Consider the following 13,926-nt stretch of genomic DNA (forward strand, 5'->3'; position numbering starts at 1 on the left):
GAGCGGGCTTGCTCGCGAAAGCGGTGGATCAGTCAATACAGGTGCTGACTGACACTCCGCTTTCGCGAGCAAGCCCGCTCCCACCATTGGATCTTCGGTTGTTTTGGGATTGCGGCGGGTTTAGAACCCGCGATGTTTCTTCAGATGCTCATTGATCTTCGCCGCTGGCACTTTCTGCAAGGTGCACAGCAGGTCGTGGGACAGTTCACGCAAGCCGTGGGTACGCCGCAGTTCCTGGGCCAGGTGGGCCGTGAGGTTGGCCGCCATTTCCGCATCCGCCAGCGCTCGGTGAGCCTGGCCGGTGTGGGGCAGTTGGGCGTAGGCGTTGAGGGTGCCGAGCTTGTGGTTGGGCGCAGCCGGCATGAGGCGGCGGGCAAGCAGCAGGGAGCAGGCGAATTTCTGCAGGCGGGTGCGGCGGATCAGGCTCAGCTCGTAGTCCCAGAACTTCTGGTCGAACGCGGCGTTGTGCGCCATCAGCGGCGTGGTGCCGACGAACTCGTTGACCTCGTTCATTACCCGCTCGGCCGGCGGCGCGCTGCGCAGCATGGCGTTGCTGATGCCGGTGAGTTGTTCGATGAAAGCGGGCACATGCACGCCGGTTTTCATCAGGCTCTGATAGCGGTCCACGATCTGGCCACGCTCAAGGATGACCACCGCGATTTCCGTGGCCCGGCAGTGGCTGCTCGGGGTGATGCCGGTGGTTTCAAAGTCGATGACCGCTATACGTTCCAAACCTGTTCCAACTCCGTGAAAGAATCTATTTAAGCAGCAACGCGCCTTCGATCGGCACATAACGGCTGGCGGCGCGGATCAGTGAGTTGGCCGTCAGCCCCGGCACGCCGTAGGCCACGGCTTCGACGCCATGCTTGTGGATAACCCGGTCAAGCAGCATGTCGAAATCACCGTCACCGGAGGCCAGGACGATTTCGTCGACGTGGTCGGCGGCGTCCATGATGTCGAGGGTGATGCCCACGTCCCAGTCGCCCTTGGCCGAGCCGTCGCTGCGCTGGATGTAGGGTTTGAGTTTCACCGTGAAACCCAGGTTGCGCAGGATCTGCTGGAACTGTTGCTGTTTGCTGTCACCACGGTCGATGGCATAAGCGTATGCCTCGACGATCTGCCCGCGCGAGCTGATGTCAGCCCACAGCGCGGCGTAGTTGAAGTGACAACCATAGGCCTGGCGGACGGTGTAATAGAGGTTTTGCACATCGGCGAACACTGCAATTTTTTTCACCGTACTTCCTCATGACAGCCAGGCGCCAGGGCCCGGAAAGGGTGCCAGTATGCCAGCCGCGAGAAGGTTTCCGGGAAAAATCAGACCGGGGCGACACTCGCCCCGGGCCAAGGTGAGTCAGACGAAGGAATCATCGTCGCCAAAGGAGGAAGAGTCGTCGGAATAATCGCTGTCGGCAAAGCTGTCCGAATTGTTGCCACCCCAGCTGTCATTGCCGGCGTATTTCTGGTCGTCATTGCCCCAGCCGCCTTGATCACTGGCCGGTGCCGGTTGCTCGATGATTTCCTCCACCACCTGCGGTTGCTGGTTGTGATGGAACAGGCTGCTGATGCCTTCGGCCAGCAACACACCACCGGCCACGCCGGCGGCGGTCTTCATCGCGCCGCCAAGAAAACCGCTGCCCACCGGAGCGGCTGGAGCAGGTTGTTGATAGTTCTGCTGCGGCGCAGGCTGGCTGAACCCTGGCCGCGCCGGTTCGCGCCAGCCGCCACCGGAAGACGCCGGCGCGCTTTGGGCCGGTTGCGGATCACGGGAACCGCCACCACCAAAGATGCTCGACAGGAATCCGCCGCTGCTCGCCGGGGCTGGCTGCGCGGACTTGGCCCGTTGCAGCTCGTCCTGCAATTGCTGGATCTGTTGCGCTTGCTGCTTATTCTGCGCGTCGAGGCTCTTGAGCGCATGTTCCTGCACCAGGATCGACTGGGTCATGTAGTACCCGGCCGCCGGTTGGCGCGTCATGTGTTCCTTGATCCGCGCTTCGGCCTGGGCGTCGCGGGGGGCTGAGTCCGTTTCGGCTTGTTGCAACCGTGAAAACAGTCCATCGATCAGGGTTTGCTCTTCGCTGTTCATGGCGACCTCGTTAGATTGCCGGTAAAAATCGTGGTCTCGCCTTTATTCAGGCGCCGACCTAGTTATGGGGATGTTACGAGTTGTTTCAATGGTCTTTACTCAAGGTTTACGTTTGCTTACCTCCGGTAATGATCGGTTAAAGTGTTGCCCTTGCTTTCAGGCCTGCGATGAACTTGATGAATCCGTTAGACGTGCTGCGCGACTCCTTCCGTTTCACCCAACGCAACCTGGGCGCCATCGTCCAGCTGTGTCTGCCATTGGTGATTTTCGAAGCCCTGCTGCAACAGGTGCTCAACCATGTCGTCGGCCCGGATGCGTTTCCCGGCTACAGCGTGGTGGTGGGGTTGCTGGTGTACCCGCTGTACACCGGTGCATTGATCCTGTTTCTGGATGCTCGCACCCGTGGCGAGTCGCCGGGCACTAAAGATGTCTGGGCCATGGCCCTTACTCTGTGGCCGCGCTTTGCCCTGCTGACCGCGATGAGCACGCTGCTGATTCTGCTGGGGCTGTCGCTGTATTTCCTGCCGGGGCTGTGGCTGATGGTGGTGCTGGCATTTGCCGAATACCTGCTGGTGCTGCGTGGCATGCCGGCGTTGGAGGCGATGAAGGAAAGTTTCCGTCTGAGCCGTGGGCATTTCTGGCTGATCCTGGTGTGCCTGCTGTGCGTGATGACGCCACTGTGGTTGCTCAAAGGCGCCAGCGTTGCGGCCTATCCAACGCCTGCGCCGCTGCTGGGGCTGCTACTGGACAGCGCCCACAGCTTTCTGCAGCTGTTTACCAGCGTGGTGCTGTTCCGTTTATTCATGTTGATCGGTGGCGATGCCGACGCGCGGTGATATGCTCCGTGCCACCTCTGAAACGCTATAAGCCGAGCCAATGACCCGTTTATTGCGCATCACCTTGCTGGGCCTGCTGATCATCGCAGGCCTGCTGACCGCCCTGATCTACAGCCTGACCTGGCGCCCCGAGGCGAAGGAAACCCTGCCGGTGAGCTGCGTCGCGCCGCGTGCGCCCACGCTGTTGCCGGGGCAAGCGCTCAAGGTCATGACCTGGAACGTGCAATACCTGGCCGGCAAAAATTATGTGTTCTGGTACGACACCTCCGACGGCAGCGGCCCCGACGACCGCCCCACCGTGGAAGACATGGCCGCCAGCCTCGACGAAGTGGCGCGGGTCATCCGCGACGAACAGCCCGACATCCTGCTGCTGCAGGAGCTCGACGAAAACGCCAAGCCGTCCCACTACCAGGACCAACTGGCCCTGCTGCAAGAGCGCCTGGTCGATCTCTACCCGTGCAGCGCCCAGGCCTTCGACTGGAAAGCCGACTTCGTGCCAAACCTGCACATCTTCGGCAGCGTGGGCCGCAAACTGGCGACCCTCAGCCGTTACCAGATCGAACACGCCGAACGCCTGCAGCTGCCGGCGCCCGAGGCCAACATCCTGAGTCGCCAGTTTCAACCCAAGCCTGCCTTGCTGTTGACCTACCTGCCCCTGAGCGACGGCGGACAACTCGCGGTGCTCAACACTCGCATGGACGGTGACGCCCCTGGCCGCAGCGCGGTGATGGAGCAGGTCCAGACCACGGTCAAATTGCTGGATAAATTTGAAGGCCGTGGCACGCCCTGGCTGATCGGTGGGGACTTCAACCTGCTGCCACTGGGCCAATTCCTGCGCCTGGACGCCACCAAACGCGGGCAATATTCGCCGGACAGCGAGCTGCATCTACTGTGGGACAAATACCCGATGATCCCGAGCAACAGCCAATCCAGCGGGATCGATCGTGAGAAATGGCTGACGAACTTCCCCAACGACCCGAGCGTGGACGGGCCGGACCGTACGCTGGATTACCTGTTCTACAGCCCGCGGATCAAACGGGTGGAGGCCAAGGTGCGCCAGGAGGATACGTTACGTATTTCCAACCACCTGCCGGTGATCGCCCGCTTCCTGCTGCCTGCCGCACAATAGCCCCTAGGGTTTCAACACCTAGGCCCGCAGCGGCTTAAGCCACTCAAGGCTTTCAACCGTGGTGCCGGATGGGCGGTATTCACAGCCGATCCATCCTCGGTAGCCACGCTGCTCAAGCGCCGCGAACAACGCGGCAAAGTCCATGGTTCCGGTGCCCGGCTCATGACGCCCCGGGTTGTCGGCGATTTGTACATGGACGGTCCTGTCGTAAAACTGCGCCAACACCCCGGCTGCGTCGCCGGTCAAAAGCTGGGCATGGTAAAGATCCAGAATCAGCCCGACACTCGTAAAGGTTTCCAGCACCTGTTGCGCCTTGCTGAAGTCAGACATGTAATAGCCTGGCATCGCCTGCGGGCAGATCACTTCAATAAGCGCGCGCAAACCCTGATCTTCGAGGTACTTGACCGCGTATTCCAGGTTACTTACGTAGGCAGGCGCGCTCTCATCCTGGGGTGTGGTCACGCCAGACATGATGTGCACATCCGAGCAGTTCAGCGCCTTCGCATAGCGGGCCGCCTCGCGCAGCCCATCGCGAAATTCCTGCTCCTTGCCCTGCAAGGCAGCGATGCCTTTGGTAACACCTGCCGGCGCTGCGAACTGAATCAACGGCAGGTTGTATTGAGCCAGGTGATCGGCGAGCAGGCTGGCGTCAAATTCATAGGGATGGTTGCCATGAACGAAAGGACGTTGGGTAGTGCAGCGGGAGTCTCAAACCTCCTGTTCGGGGTGTACAACACAGGGGTTGCCCTGCTTGGCGAAAAGTTGAGAATTCGCTACCGGTATGACAGCACTGCGTTTATTCCTGAATGGGCCAACGCGGCGTTTAAATACATCCAGACCCACTACTCCACCAACGAGCGTTACATTGCCCCTGTCAGCCTTGAGCCAGGGGACATTCTGGTGATGGATAACCTGCGGGTCCTGCATGCCCGGCATAAATTCATCGATGGCAACCAACAGAGAAAAGTAGGAAGGCTGTGGATCGCTGATGACGCGAGCACCACATTCAAGAACATCCTGGATCAATCCCCGGTGCGCAGGGCCATGCTGCCCTTTCAGAACTACAATATTGCCCAGTCTGAAACCGCCGGGCATTCGTTCATCGAGTACACCTGCGGCATCCGCGCCCAATCGAGCACATCGTTGCCAAACGCGCATAAGCAATTTGACAGTGCGCTTGAAGCGCTTTAAGCCCTTCAAGACAACCTCCGTGCTCTGATTCAACGCGTTCAGCTAACCCCCCAGTCATCAAAACGACTGGGGGAGTTACTTACATTCAAGGCTTTCTGGGTTTGATTCGGGCCGTCGCTTCGGCCACCAACGGGTCATCCGGCCAGTAGTGCTTGGGGTAGCGCCCTTTCAAATCCTTCTTCACCTCGGCATAGGTACTGCGCCAGAAGTTCGCCAGGTCCTGCGTGACCTGCACCGGCCGCCGCGCCGGGGACAACAGGTGCAACTTCACGGCCACGCGCCCGCTGGCAATGCGCGGGGTGTCGGCCAGCCCGAACAATTCCTGCAAGCGCACCGCCAGGATCGGCGGCTGTTCGCTGTAGTCCAAACGCACCGATGAGCCCGACGGCACTTTCACATGCTGTGGCGCCAGTTCGTCCAAACGTTGGGGCAGTGGCCAGGGCAGCAGGTTGTGCAGGAAGCTGGAGATATCCAGGTTGGCGAAATGGCTCAGACGCGAGACTTTGCCCAGGTAGGGCATCAGCCAGTGTTCAAGGCTGGCGAGCAACGCCTTGTCACTGAGGTCGGGCCATTCGCTGGTTTTGCCGGCGTCGAGCTGGCGCAACAACATGACCCGAGCCTGCCATTGCCGCAGTTCTGGCGTCCACGGCAGCAGTTCCAGGCCTTTGCGGCGTACCAGGTTGACCAGCGCCTGGCTGCGGGCGGATTCGTCGAGGCCAGTCAGCGGTTCGCGGCTGAGCACCAGTTCGCCGACTTTGCGTTGGCGTTCGGCGCGCAGTACGCCTTCGCGTTCGTCCCAATCGAGTTGGTCGACGTTGCGCACTTGCTCGGCCAGCACCGTGTCGAACAGCGCCGGGTCGAAATCCGCCGCCAAGTAGATACGTTCCTCACGCTGGCCCTGGCGGCTACCCAGGTCGGCGATCACCAGCCAAGCCTGTTTCATCAGGCTGTCAGCCTCCGCGAACAGCGCGGCGCGGCCGTTGGCCAGGCGGTACTCGGCACCGCCGGGGCGACGCTGCTGGGCGACGCGATCCGGGTAGGCCAGTGCCAGCAAGGCACCGAGCCAGCGCGGGTGATCGGGGTCGGCAACGGGTTGTGTGGCCTGGCCTCTTAGGTAGCCTCGGTATTGTCGCGCCAGTTGCTTGGCCCGCTGTACACCGCCTTGAGTGCCGCGTGCACGCTCTTCGCCGGACAACAGCGCCAATCGACTGTGCAAATCCGCACCGCCACCGCGCAAGATGTCGCGCTCTCCCAGCAGGGCCGCCACATCGCATGCCGTCGCCGCCAACCCAAGAGCCTGCCCGCGCAGCAGCAGATGGGCGATACGCGGATGGGCCGGCAACTCGGCCATCTTCTGCCCGTGAGCGGTGAGTTTTTCTTCATCCAACGCACCGAGGCGCCCCAGCAGATCCTGGGCCTGGGCATACGCCGCCGTCGGCGGCACATCCAGCCAGACCAATTGATGGGGCGTGACGCCCCAGCGCGCCAGTTGCAAAGCCAGGCCGGCCAGGTCGGCGGCGAGGATTTCCGCACTGCCGTAGGCGGCCAGGCCTTCGTGTTGGTCTTCGGACCACAGGCGATAACACACGCCCGGCTCCAGGCGCCCTGCTCGACCGGCGCGCTGGGTGGCGCTGGCGCGGGAAATGCGCTGGGTGTCGAGGCGGGTCATGCCGCTTCCGGGGTCGAAACGCGGCACCCGCGCCAACCCGGCGTCGATCACGACGCGCACGCCGTTGATGGTGAGGCTGGTCTCGGCAATGTTGGTCGCCAGCACGACCTTGCGTTTGCCGACGGGCGCCGGGTCGATGGCGGCGCGTTGAGCGTTGAGGTCCAGTTCGCCATGCAGCGGGCACAACACCACATCCGCGCGCTCGCCGAGGGCGTCAGCCAGTTGCTGGTTGACCCGGCGAATCTCCGCCTGCCCCGGCAGGAACACCAGCACGCTGCCGGTTTCGTCTTGCAGGGCGTCGAGGACAGTCTGCACCACACGCGGTTCGATGAATTCACCGGGTTGGTAGGGGCGGCCCCAGCGCATCTGCACCGGGAACATGCGCCCTTCGCTGCGCAGGATTGGCGCGTTGTCCAGCAGCCCGGCCAGGCGTTCGCCTTCGAGGGTGGCAGACATCAACAGGATTTTCAGCGGTTGATCATCGCGAAAGAGTTCGCGGCCGTTCAGGCTCAAGGCCAGCGCCAGGTCGGCGTCGAGGCTGCGCTCGTGAAACTCATCGAAGATCAGCAGGCCCACGCCGTCCAGCGCCGGATCGTCCTGCAGGCGGCGGGTGAGGATGCCTTCGGTGACCACTTCGATGCGCGTATTGGGGCCGACCTTGCTGTCCAGACGAATGCGATAGCCGACGGTTTCACCGACTTTTTCACCCAACTCGCTGGCCAGACGCTCGGCCGCCGCGCGGGCTGCGAGACGACGGGGTTCGAGCATCAGGATGGTCTGCCCGGCCAGCCAGGGCTCGTTCAACAAGGCCAAGGGCACACGGGTAGTTTTACCGGCGCCGGGGGGCGCTTCCAGCACGGCTTCATGGCGATTCGCCAAGGCGTCACGCAGTGCGGGTAAAACTTCATCAATCGGCAACGAATTCATACTGGCTCCAAAGCAGAGCGGCGAGTATAACGGCGAACTGCCGGATGCCGACGCTGGTCTGAAAAACACCACCAGCTGCGCCTGGCTACGCGGTCAAAGGTGGGAGCTGGCTTGCCTGCGATACTGACAACTCGGTCTTTCAAATAAGCCGAGGGGGTGCCATCGCAGGCAAGCCAGCCCCCACATTAGAGCGGTGTTGCTCGGCAGTATTGTCATATAGTCCCGTATCAATCGTGTTCAGGAGAATGTTATGCGTATCGCTTCCCGTGTCATTGGCGGTGTCCTCGCCGTCACCCTGCTGAGCCAATTGACGGCCTGCGGTTCGATCTTCTACCCGGACCGCCGTGGCCAGATCGACGGCAAGATTGACCCGACCATTGCCGTGCTCGATGCGGTGGGCCTGCTGTTCTATGTGATCCCCGGCCTGATCGCGTTCGGCGTGGACTTCGCCACTGGCGCTATCTACTTCGAACCGGGCAAGACCGCCCAGGTCGATCCGCAAAAACTCCACGAAGCCATTGGCGCCGACGGCAAGGTCGACAACGCCAAGCTGCAAAGCATCATCCAGAAAGAAACCGGCCGCAGCCTGCCGCTGGACGACCCGCGAATGATCCAGTTCAAGGGCAGCGTACAACAGCTCGCCAGCCTGGGCCTGCAACCCGCCGCCTAAGGATTCGACCCGCCTATGACCAGCAGTCCCGAACACGCCAGGCTCTTGCGCCTGGCCACTCGCGCTTCGGTGGGTGTGGCCTGTGCGTTGATTATCACCAAGTCCATCGCCTGGTGGTTCAGCGGCTCGGTGAGCATGCTCGCCGGGTTGACCGACTCGCTGCTGGACGGCGTGACCTCACTGCTGAACCTGCTCGCGGTGCATTACGCGCTGCGCCCGGCCGATGACGATCACCGTTATGGGCATGGCAAGGCCGAGTCGCTGGCAGGCATGGCACAGGCGCTGTTTATCGGCGGCAGTGCGGTGTTGATCGCGCTCCAGGCCTACGAGCGCTTGCAACACCCGGAACCTGTGGGCGCGCCGTGGTTGAGCATTGGTGTGATCGTGTTTTCCCTGGTGCTGACAGTAGCCTTATTGATGCTGCAGCACCGGGTGATCCGTGAAACCGGCTCCAACGCCGTGCGCGCGGACTCACTGCACTACCGCTCGGACCTGATGCTCAACGGCAGCATCCTGGTGGCGCTGGTGGTGGCAGGTTTTGGCTACCATCAGGTGGACGCTTGGTTCGGCCTGGGGATTGCCGCCTACATCTTGTGGAGCGCGATCCAGATCGCCCGGGAAAGCTTCGCGGTGTTGATGGATGAGGAACTGCCGCCGGACGTCAGCCAGCACATGCTGGAACTGGCCCGCGGCGTACCGGGCGTATTGGGTGCGCATGATTTGCGCACGCGGATTTCCGGCAGCCATTGGTTTGTGCAGCTGCACCTGGAATTGCCGGGGGAATTGACGCTGTCAGTGGCCCATGGCATCAGCGACCAGGCCGCCGATGCCATTCACAAGGCTTACCCGCGTGCCGAAGTACTGGTGCACGCCGACCCGCGGGAAGTGGTCACGGGCAATAAAACCTAGTACTGCACCTGATAACCACGGCTGCTCAGGCAGTTGCCCTGGGCCTGGCGGTAGGTTTGCACCACCGCCGGGTCGGGGGCGTAGGTGACTTGCTGCGGGTCGAAGCCGCTCTGCTGAACGGCCCAGCGATAACAGTCATAACCGTCCTGTTGTACCTGCGCCGGTGACTGGCCGTTGGCCGGATACGCCACCACGTCATAGCCATTGCCTTGCGGCGCGGGCGGCGGTGCAGGCACGGCAACTGGCGGTTGCACCACCACATACTGCTGGGAGCTGCTTTCGTAGGTGTAATAGGCGCCGGCGGCGAGGAAGAACAGCGCGCCGCCCACCCACACTTCACGGGCGTAGTCCGGCAGGTAATGCACGCGGATGCCGTAAGGCGGCGTCACCACCACATAGCGCGGGCCTTGTGGACGGTACCAATAGCCGCCGGAGTAGAAGTAATCCTGGCCACGGTAAGGCACGCGGTAATTGCGGTCGGGGAAGCGGTCGATCACGTAGCCGGGGCGATGTTGCGGGCCTGGGCCCCAGCCGTTGCCATGGCCGTCGGGACGACCGGGCCAGCGGTTGTCGCCGGGACGCGAGCCCGGGCCGCCGGCTTCCCAGTGCGGGTTGCCGTCATTGCGTCGAGGGATGTCGCGGTAGTAGCCCTGGCGCGGTTCCTGGGTCTGGCGCACGGTGTCGGGGCGACTCTGGATCGGCAGGTTATTCGAGGGTTGTGGTTGTGGCTGCGGCCGCCCCTGCTCGTTACCTTGGGGGTGCCCCTGCCATTGGCCGCCACTGTTCTGGCCACCTCGATCAAAATGCTGATTCTGCGGGCGTGGCTGATTGTTTTCCGGCCGAGGCTGGTTGTTCTGTGGACGCGAGGGGTTATTCTGCGGGCGCGGCTGTTCATTCCCCCCTGGCCGTCCGCCCTCCGGCCCTCTTTCGTGCTGTCCACCGCCGTCACCGCGCGGCCCGTTGTCACGCTCCTCGGCCACTGCCTGGGCGCCAACGGTGACCATCAGCAAACCTACACCTGCCATACGCCAGATGCGCTTCATGCTATTCCTCACTGCGGATTAGGGCCTGTCCATGAGACTGGAAAAGCCAGGCCCGGTTCGCGGACAGGTTATCAGCAGGCAAAAGAAAAGGGGTGACCCGTCGGCCACCCCTTGAGAATTTCGTCCTGGCTCAACGCTTTTGGCGTTGGCTCACCTCACGCCGTCTTGTGGACAGTGTGCAGCCTGGAGGCCGGCTCAACCCTGCTGGGGTGGCGGCCGCAGCGGGCCTGATTGGGCTCGCTGCAAGTGGACTGTTGTCCAGGCGGTGATTCTGTTGATAAAGATACCCGTCAGCGCCCGGCAGATGATTGCGAAGATTGCGTCAATAAACAGTGCTTGCGCAATTTTTAACCCTTCATGGATAATTCACCGCAATAGTTACGACAAAGGCCAACCCAATGAGCAAGCTTGACCGATACGACCTGAGTATTTTGGCGGAATTGCAACGTGATGCGAGGATCTCCAACCAGGAGTTGGCCGAACGCATCGGCTTGTCGCCGTCGCCGTGCTCGCGCCGGGTCAAGCAGTTGGAAGACGACGGCTACATCGCTCGCCAGGTCGCGTTACTCGACCGCAAGATGCTCGGCCTGAGCCTCACCGCCTATGTGCTGATCGGCATGGACCGCCACACCCCGGAGCGTTTCGAGAACTTTGAAGCGGCGATCCGCACCCTGCCCCAGGTGCTGGAATGCAGTTTGGTCACCGGGATGGATGCGGACTATCAGTTGAAAGTGGTGGTGCCGGACATGGATCACTACCAGAAGTTGCTGCTGGGGCATCTGACCCGCATTGAAGGTGTGACCAGTGTGCGGTCAAGCTTTGTGCTGAACCAGGTGCTTAACAGCACCGAATTGCCGCTGACGCACCTGCGCACCTGATTTCAAGAACACTGTAGATCCCCTGTGGGAGCGGGCTTGCTCGCGAATGCGGTCTGTCAGTTGATGAATAGGTGACTGACCCACCGCATTCGCGAGCAAACCCGCTCTCACCGTTGGACGCACTTCGATCCAGGTCAATGTTGCGTCTGTAACGCTGCCGTATACTGCCCGCCTGCCCTGCTGGAACGCCCGAATGAACAACATCGACCCCGCCCTGTTTGAAGAATGGATGATGACCGGTCTGGTCACCCTGCTGATCATTTTCATGGGCTTTATCGTCTGGGACCTGGCGAAGAAGTCCAAGGCCGGGCGCTTTGGCTCTTTCATCCTGTTCTTCGTCTTGGGCCTGGGCGTGGCCGCGTTCATCATCAAGAGCGTGGTGATCGGCCTGATCGAGTCCGGCGCCTTATAAGCGCGCCGGCACTTCCTTCCACTGGCCTTGATCCAGGCCGTCGATCGTCCAATCGCCAATGCGCACGCGCACCAGGCGCAAGGTGGGCAACCCCACGGCGGCGGTCATGCGCCGTACCTGGCGGTTACGTCCCTCGCGAATCACCAATTCAAGCCAATAAGTCGGTATGTTTTTGCGAAAGCGCACAGGTGGGTTGCGCGGCCATAACTGGGGCTCATCCAACTGCCGCGCTTGGGCAGGCAACGTCTTGCCGTCATTCAACTCGACACCATCGCGCAGGCGTTGCAGTTGCTCTTCCGTCGGTTCGCCTTCCACCTGCACCCAGTAGGTTTTCGCCAGCTTGTGCTTGGGGTCGGCAATGCGCGCCTGCAACTGGCCATCGTTGGTCAGCAGCAACAGACCTTCGCTGTCACGGTCCAGGCGGCCCGCCGGATAGATGCCGGGGATGGCGATGAAATCCTTGAGGGTCGCACGCCCGCCTTCGTCGCTGAACTGGGTCAGCACGTCAAAGGGTTTATTGAACAGGATCAATTTCGGCTCGGCCGGTGGCGCCTTGGCGACACGCCGCGTTGCGGAATACGGAGGTTTCACGCCGGGGCGGCGAGAATCGGGACGGGTGGGACGCGACATGGCAAAGGAACATCTAACGGTCAGGACCGACAATGCTAGTGGCCTGACCGTTAAATGACCATCCCAACCGCTTAGCGGAATGGCGGCTCGTCGAAGCTGCGCAGTTTGCGCGAGTGCAGCGAGTTGAGTTCGGTGCGCAGCAAATCCACCGCCTCGATGCCGATCTTCAAGTGCTGGCTCACCGCGCGCTCATAGAAGGCGTTGGCTGAACCTGGCAGCTTGATTTCGCTGTGCAGCGGCTTGTCCGATACGCACAGCAAAGTGCCGTATGGCACCCGCAGGCGATAACCCTGGGCGGCGATGGTGCCACTTTCCATGTCCACGGCCACGGCGCGGGACAGGTTGATCAGCGGCCGTTCCTGAGCCCAGCGCAGTTCCCAGTTGCGGTCGTCGTAGGTCAGCACGGTGCCGGTGCGCAGGCGTTTTTTCAGCTCTTCACCCTTTTCGCCGGTGACGTTGGCCGCCGCTTGCTGCAAGGCCATCTGTACTTCGGCCAGGGCCGGGATCGGGATGTTCGGCGGCACTACGCGGTCGAGAATCCCGTCGCGGCGCATGTAAGCGTGGGCCAGCACGTAATCGCCAATGGTCTGGGATTGGCGCAAGCCGCCGCAGTGGCCGATCATCAGCCAGCAATGTGGGCGCAGCACAGCCAGGTGGTCGGTGATGTTCTTCGCGTTGGAAGGGCCAACGCCAATGTTCACCAGGGTCACGCCGTGGCCGTCGGCCGCCTGCAGGTGGTAGGCCGGCATCTGGTAGCGGTGCCACACCACGCCTGCGGCAATGGCGGAGGCTTCGCCGTGGTCCATGCTCTTGTCGATCACCACGTTGCCCGGCAACACCATGCGGATAAAACGCGGATCGCTGCGCAGTTGCTCCAGACCATGCAGGATGAACTGGTCGACATAACGGTGGTAGTTGGTCAGCAGGATCCACGGCTGCACATGGCGCCAGTCGCTGCCGGTGTAGTGCACCAGGCGGCGCAGGGAAAAGTCCACGCGTGCCGCATCGAACAGCGCCAGAGGGAGCGGATCGGTGTTTTCCCAGTCATACAGGCCATCGGCGATGCCATCGGTGGCGGCCGACAGGTCGGTGCTCGGGAATACGCGAGCCAGGGTGGCCGCGGTCACGCCGGAGCCAGCCAGTTCATCGCCCTGCTCCACCACGTAGGGATACGGGATATTCTGCTGGCTGACACCGACTTCCACCGTCACGGTGAAGTCGTGCATCAGCGGCACCAGTTGCTCCAGCAGGTATTTACGGAACGCCGCAGGATGGGTGACGGTAACGCTGTAGGTCCCCGGCAGCTGAACCTTGGCATACGCCCGGGTGGTCTGTGGGACTTCGCCGTGGCAGTGGTAGGTCAGGCGCAGTTCCGGATAGCGAAACAGCGCACGTTGTTCGGCGTCGGGCTCGACGCGGTCCTTGAGGTATTGCTTGAGGGCCTGATTGAGCGCACCGGTGGCACGCTCATGCAGGGCCGCCAGCCGATCCACGGCTTCTTCGGCGGTTTGAACGACAACAAAAGCTTCGGTCACGGTAAGCATCCTGT

At 62.0% G+C, this 13,926-nt stretch carries 14 protein-coding genes and 1 pseudogene; 7 read left to right on the forward strand and 8 right to left on the reverse strand.

Annotated features, from left to right (window positions below; translation table 11 throughout):
• Positions 1–120: 120 nt before the first annotated feature.
• From BMZ57_RS21235 to BMZ57_RS21245, 3 genes are all read right to left on the reverse strand, one after another.
• Positions 121–732, reverse strand: coding sequence for a 3'-5' exonuclease (locus BMZ57_RS21235; protein WP_042571613.1), 612 nt, complete (start codon positions 730–732; stop codon positions 121–123).
• 25 nt (positions 733–757) lie between these two features.
• The gene (locus BMZ57_RS21240) at positions 758–1,234 is read right to left on the reverse strand and encodes a LabA-like NYN domain-containing protein (RefSeq protein WP_010206743.1); all 477 of its coding nucleotides are present in this window, start codon (positions 1,232–1,234) and stop codon (positions 758–760) included.
• A gap of 117 nt (positions 1,235–1,351) precedes the next feature.
• The gene (locus BMZ57_RS21245; protein WP_010206744.1) at positions 1,352–2,083 is read right to left on the reverse strand and encodes a DUF2076 domain-containing protein; all 732 of its coding nucleotides are present in this window, start codon (positions 2,081–2,083) and stop codon (positions 1,352–1,354) included.
• A gap of 176 nt (positions 2,084–2,259) precedes the next feature.
• On the opposite strand from BMZ57_RS21245, the gene BMZ57_RS21250 reads away from it, so the two are divergent.
• Together BMZ57_RS21250 and BMZ57_RS21255 are read left to right on the forward strand one after the other, a co-directional pair.
• Entirely contained in the window at positions 2,260–2,919 is a 660-nt protein-coding gene (locus BMZ57_RS21250) for a YciC family protein (RefSeq protein ID WP_010206746.1), read from the forward strand.
• 40 nt (positions 2,920–2,959) lie between these two features.
• On the forward strand, positions 2,960–4,048 hold the full coding sequence (locus BMZ57_RS21255) for an endonuclease/exonuclease/phosphatase family protein (RefSeq protein WP_010206748.1): 1,089 nt from the start codon (positions 2,960–2,962) through the stop codon (positions 4,046–4,048).
• 18 nt (positions 4,049–4,066) lie between these two features.
• On the opposite strand, the pseudogene BMZ57_RS21260 reads toward BMZ57_RS21255, so the two are convergent.
• Positions 4,067–4,711, reverse strand: a pseudogene (locus BMZ57_RS21260) (hydroxypyruvate isomerase family protein); the annotation flags it as partial.
• Between the two features lie 9 nt (positions 4,712–4,720).
• On the opposite strand from BMZ57_RS21260, the gene BMZ57_RS21265 reads away from it, so the two are divergent.
• Entirely contained in the window at positions 4,721–5,239 is a 519-nt protein-coding gene (locus tag BMZ57_RS21265; protein ID WP_226994564.1) for a TauD/TfdA family dioxygenase, read from the forward strand.
• 85 nt (positions 5,240–5,324) lie between these two features.
• Here the strand turns inward: BMZ57_RS21265 and hrpB are convergent, their stop codons facing one another.
• Entirely contained in the window at positions 5,325–7,835 is a 2,511-nt protein-coding gene (gene hrpB, locus BMZ57_RS21270) for an ATP-dependent helicase HrpB (RefSeq protein ID WP_069673131.1), read from the reverse strand.
• A 250-nt stretch (positions 7,836–8,085) separates the two neighbouring features.
• Here hrpB and pmcY point away from each other — a divergent pair, with 250 nt between their 5' ends.
• Positions 8,086–8,505, forward strand: a complete 420-nt coding sequence (gene pmcY / locus BMZ57_RS21275; RefSeq protein WP_010206751.1) for a periplasmic Zn2+ metallochaperone PmcY — start codon at positions 8,086–8,088, stop codon at positions 8,503–8,505.
• A gap of 15 nt (positions 8,506–8,520) precedes the next feature.
• A complete protein-coding gene (locus BMZ57_RS21280; protein ID WP_010206752.1) occupies positions 8,521–9,414 on the forward strand; it encodes a cation diffusion facilitator family transporter in 894 nt (297 codons plus the stop codon).
• Here the strand turns inward: BMZ57_RS21280 and BMZ57_RS21285 are convergent.
• Positions 9,411–10,457, reverse strand: a complete 1,047-nt coding sequence (locus tag BMZ57_RS21285) for a DUF6515 family protein (RefSeq protein WP_010206753.1) — start codon at positions 10,455–10,457, stop codon at positions 9,411–9,413. The genes BMZ57_RS21280 and BMZ57_RS21285 overlap by 4 nt on opposite strands.
• A 398-nt stretch (positions 10,458–10,855) precedes the next feature.
• Here BMZ57_RS21285 and BMZ57_RS21290 point away from each other — a divergent pair, with 398 nt between their 5' ends.
• Together BMZ57_RS21290 and BMZ57_RS21295 are read left to right on the forward strand one after the other, a co-directional pair.
• Positions 10,856–11,335 (forward strand): Lrp/AsnC family transcriptional regulator, encoded by a 480-nt coding sequence (locus tag BMZ57_RS21290; protein ID WP_003194418.1) that lies wholly within the window; start codon positions 10,856–10,858, stop codon positions 11,333–11,335.
• Between the two features lie 202 nt (positions 11,336–11,537).
• The gene (locus tag BMZ57_RS21295; RefSeq protein ID WP_025858220.1) at positions 11,538–11,747 is read left to right on the forward strand and encodes a DUF2788 domain-containing protein; all 210 of its coding nucleotides are present in this window, start codon (positions 11,538–11,540) and stop codon (positions 11,745–11,747) included.
• On the opposite strand, the gene BMZ57_RS21300 is transcribed toward BMZ57_RS21295, so the two are convergent.
• Positions 11,742–12,377 (reverse strand): pseudouridine synthase, encoded by a 636-nt coding sequence (locus tag BMZ57_RS21300; protein WP_021492963.1) that lies wholly within the window; start codon positions 12,375–12,377, stop codon positions 11,742–11,744. The two genes, BMZ57_RS21295 and BMZ57_RS21300, sit on opposite strands and share 6 nt — an antisense overlap.
• A 71-nt stretch (positions 12,378–12,448) precedes the next feature.
• A complete protein-coding gene (gene amn, locus BMZ57_RS21305; protein ID WP_162098509.1) occupies positions 12,449–13,921 on the reverse strand; it encodes an AMP nucleosidase in 1,473 nt (490 codons plus the stop codon).
• Between the last annotated feature and the right edge of the window lie 5 nt (positions 13,922–13,926).

The sequence above is a fragment of the Pseudomonas simiae genome, assembly GCF_900111895.1.
Classification (GTDB): Bacteria; Pseudomonadota; Gammaproteobacteria; order Pseudomonadales; family Pseudomonadaceae; genus Aquipseudomonas; species Aquipseudomonas simiae.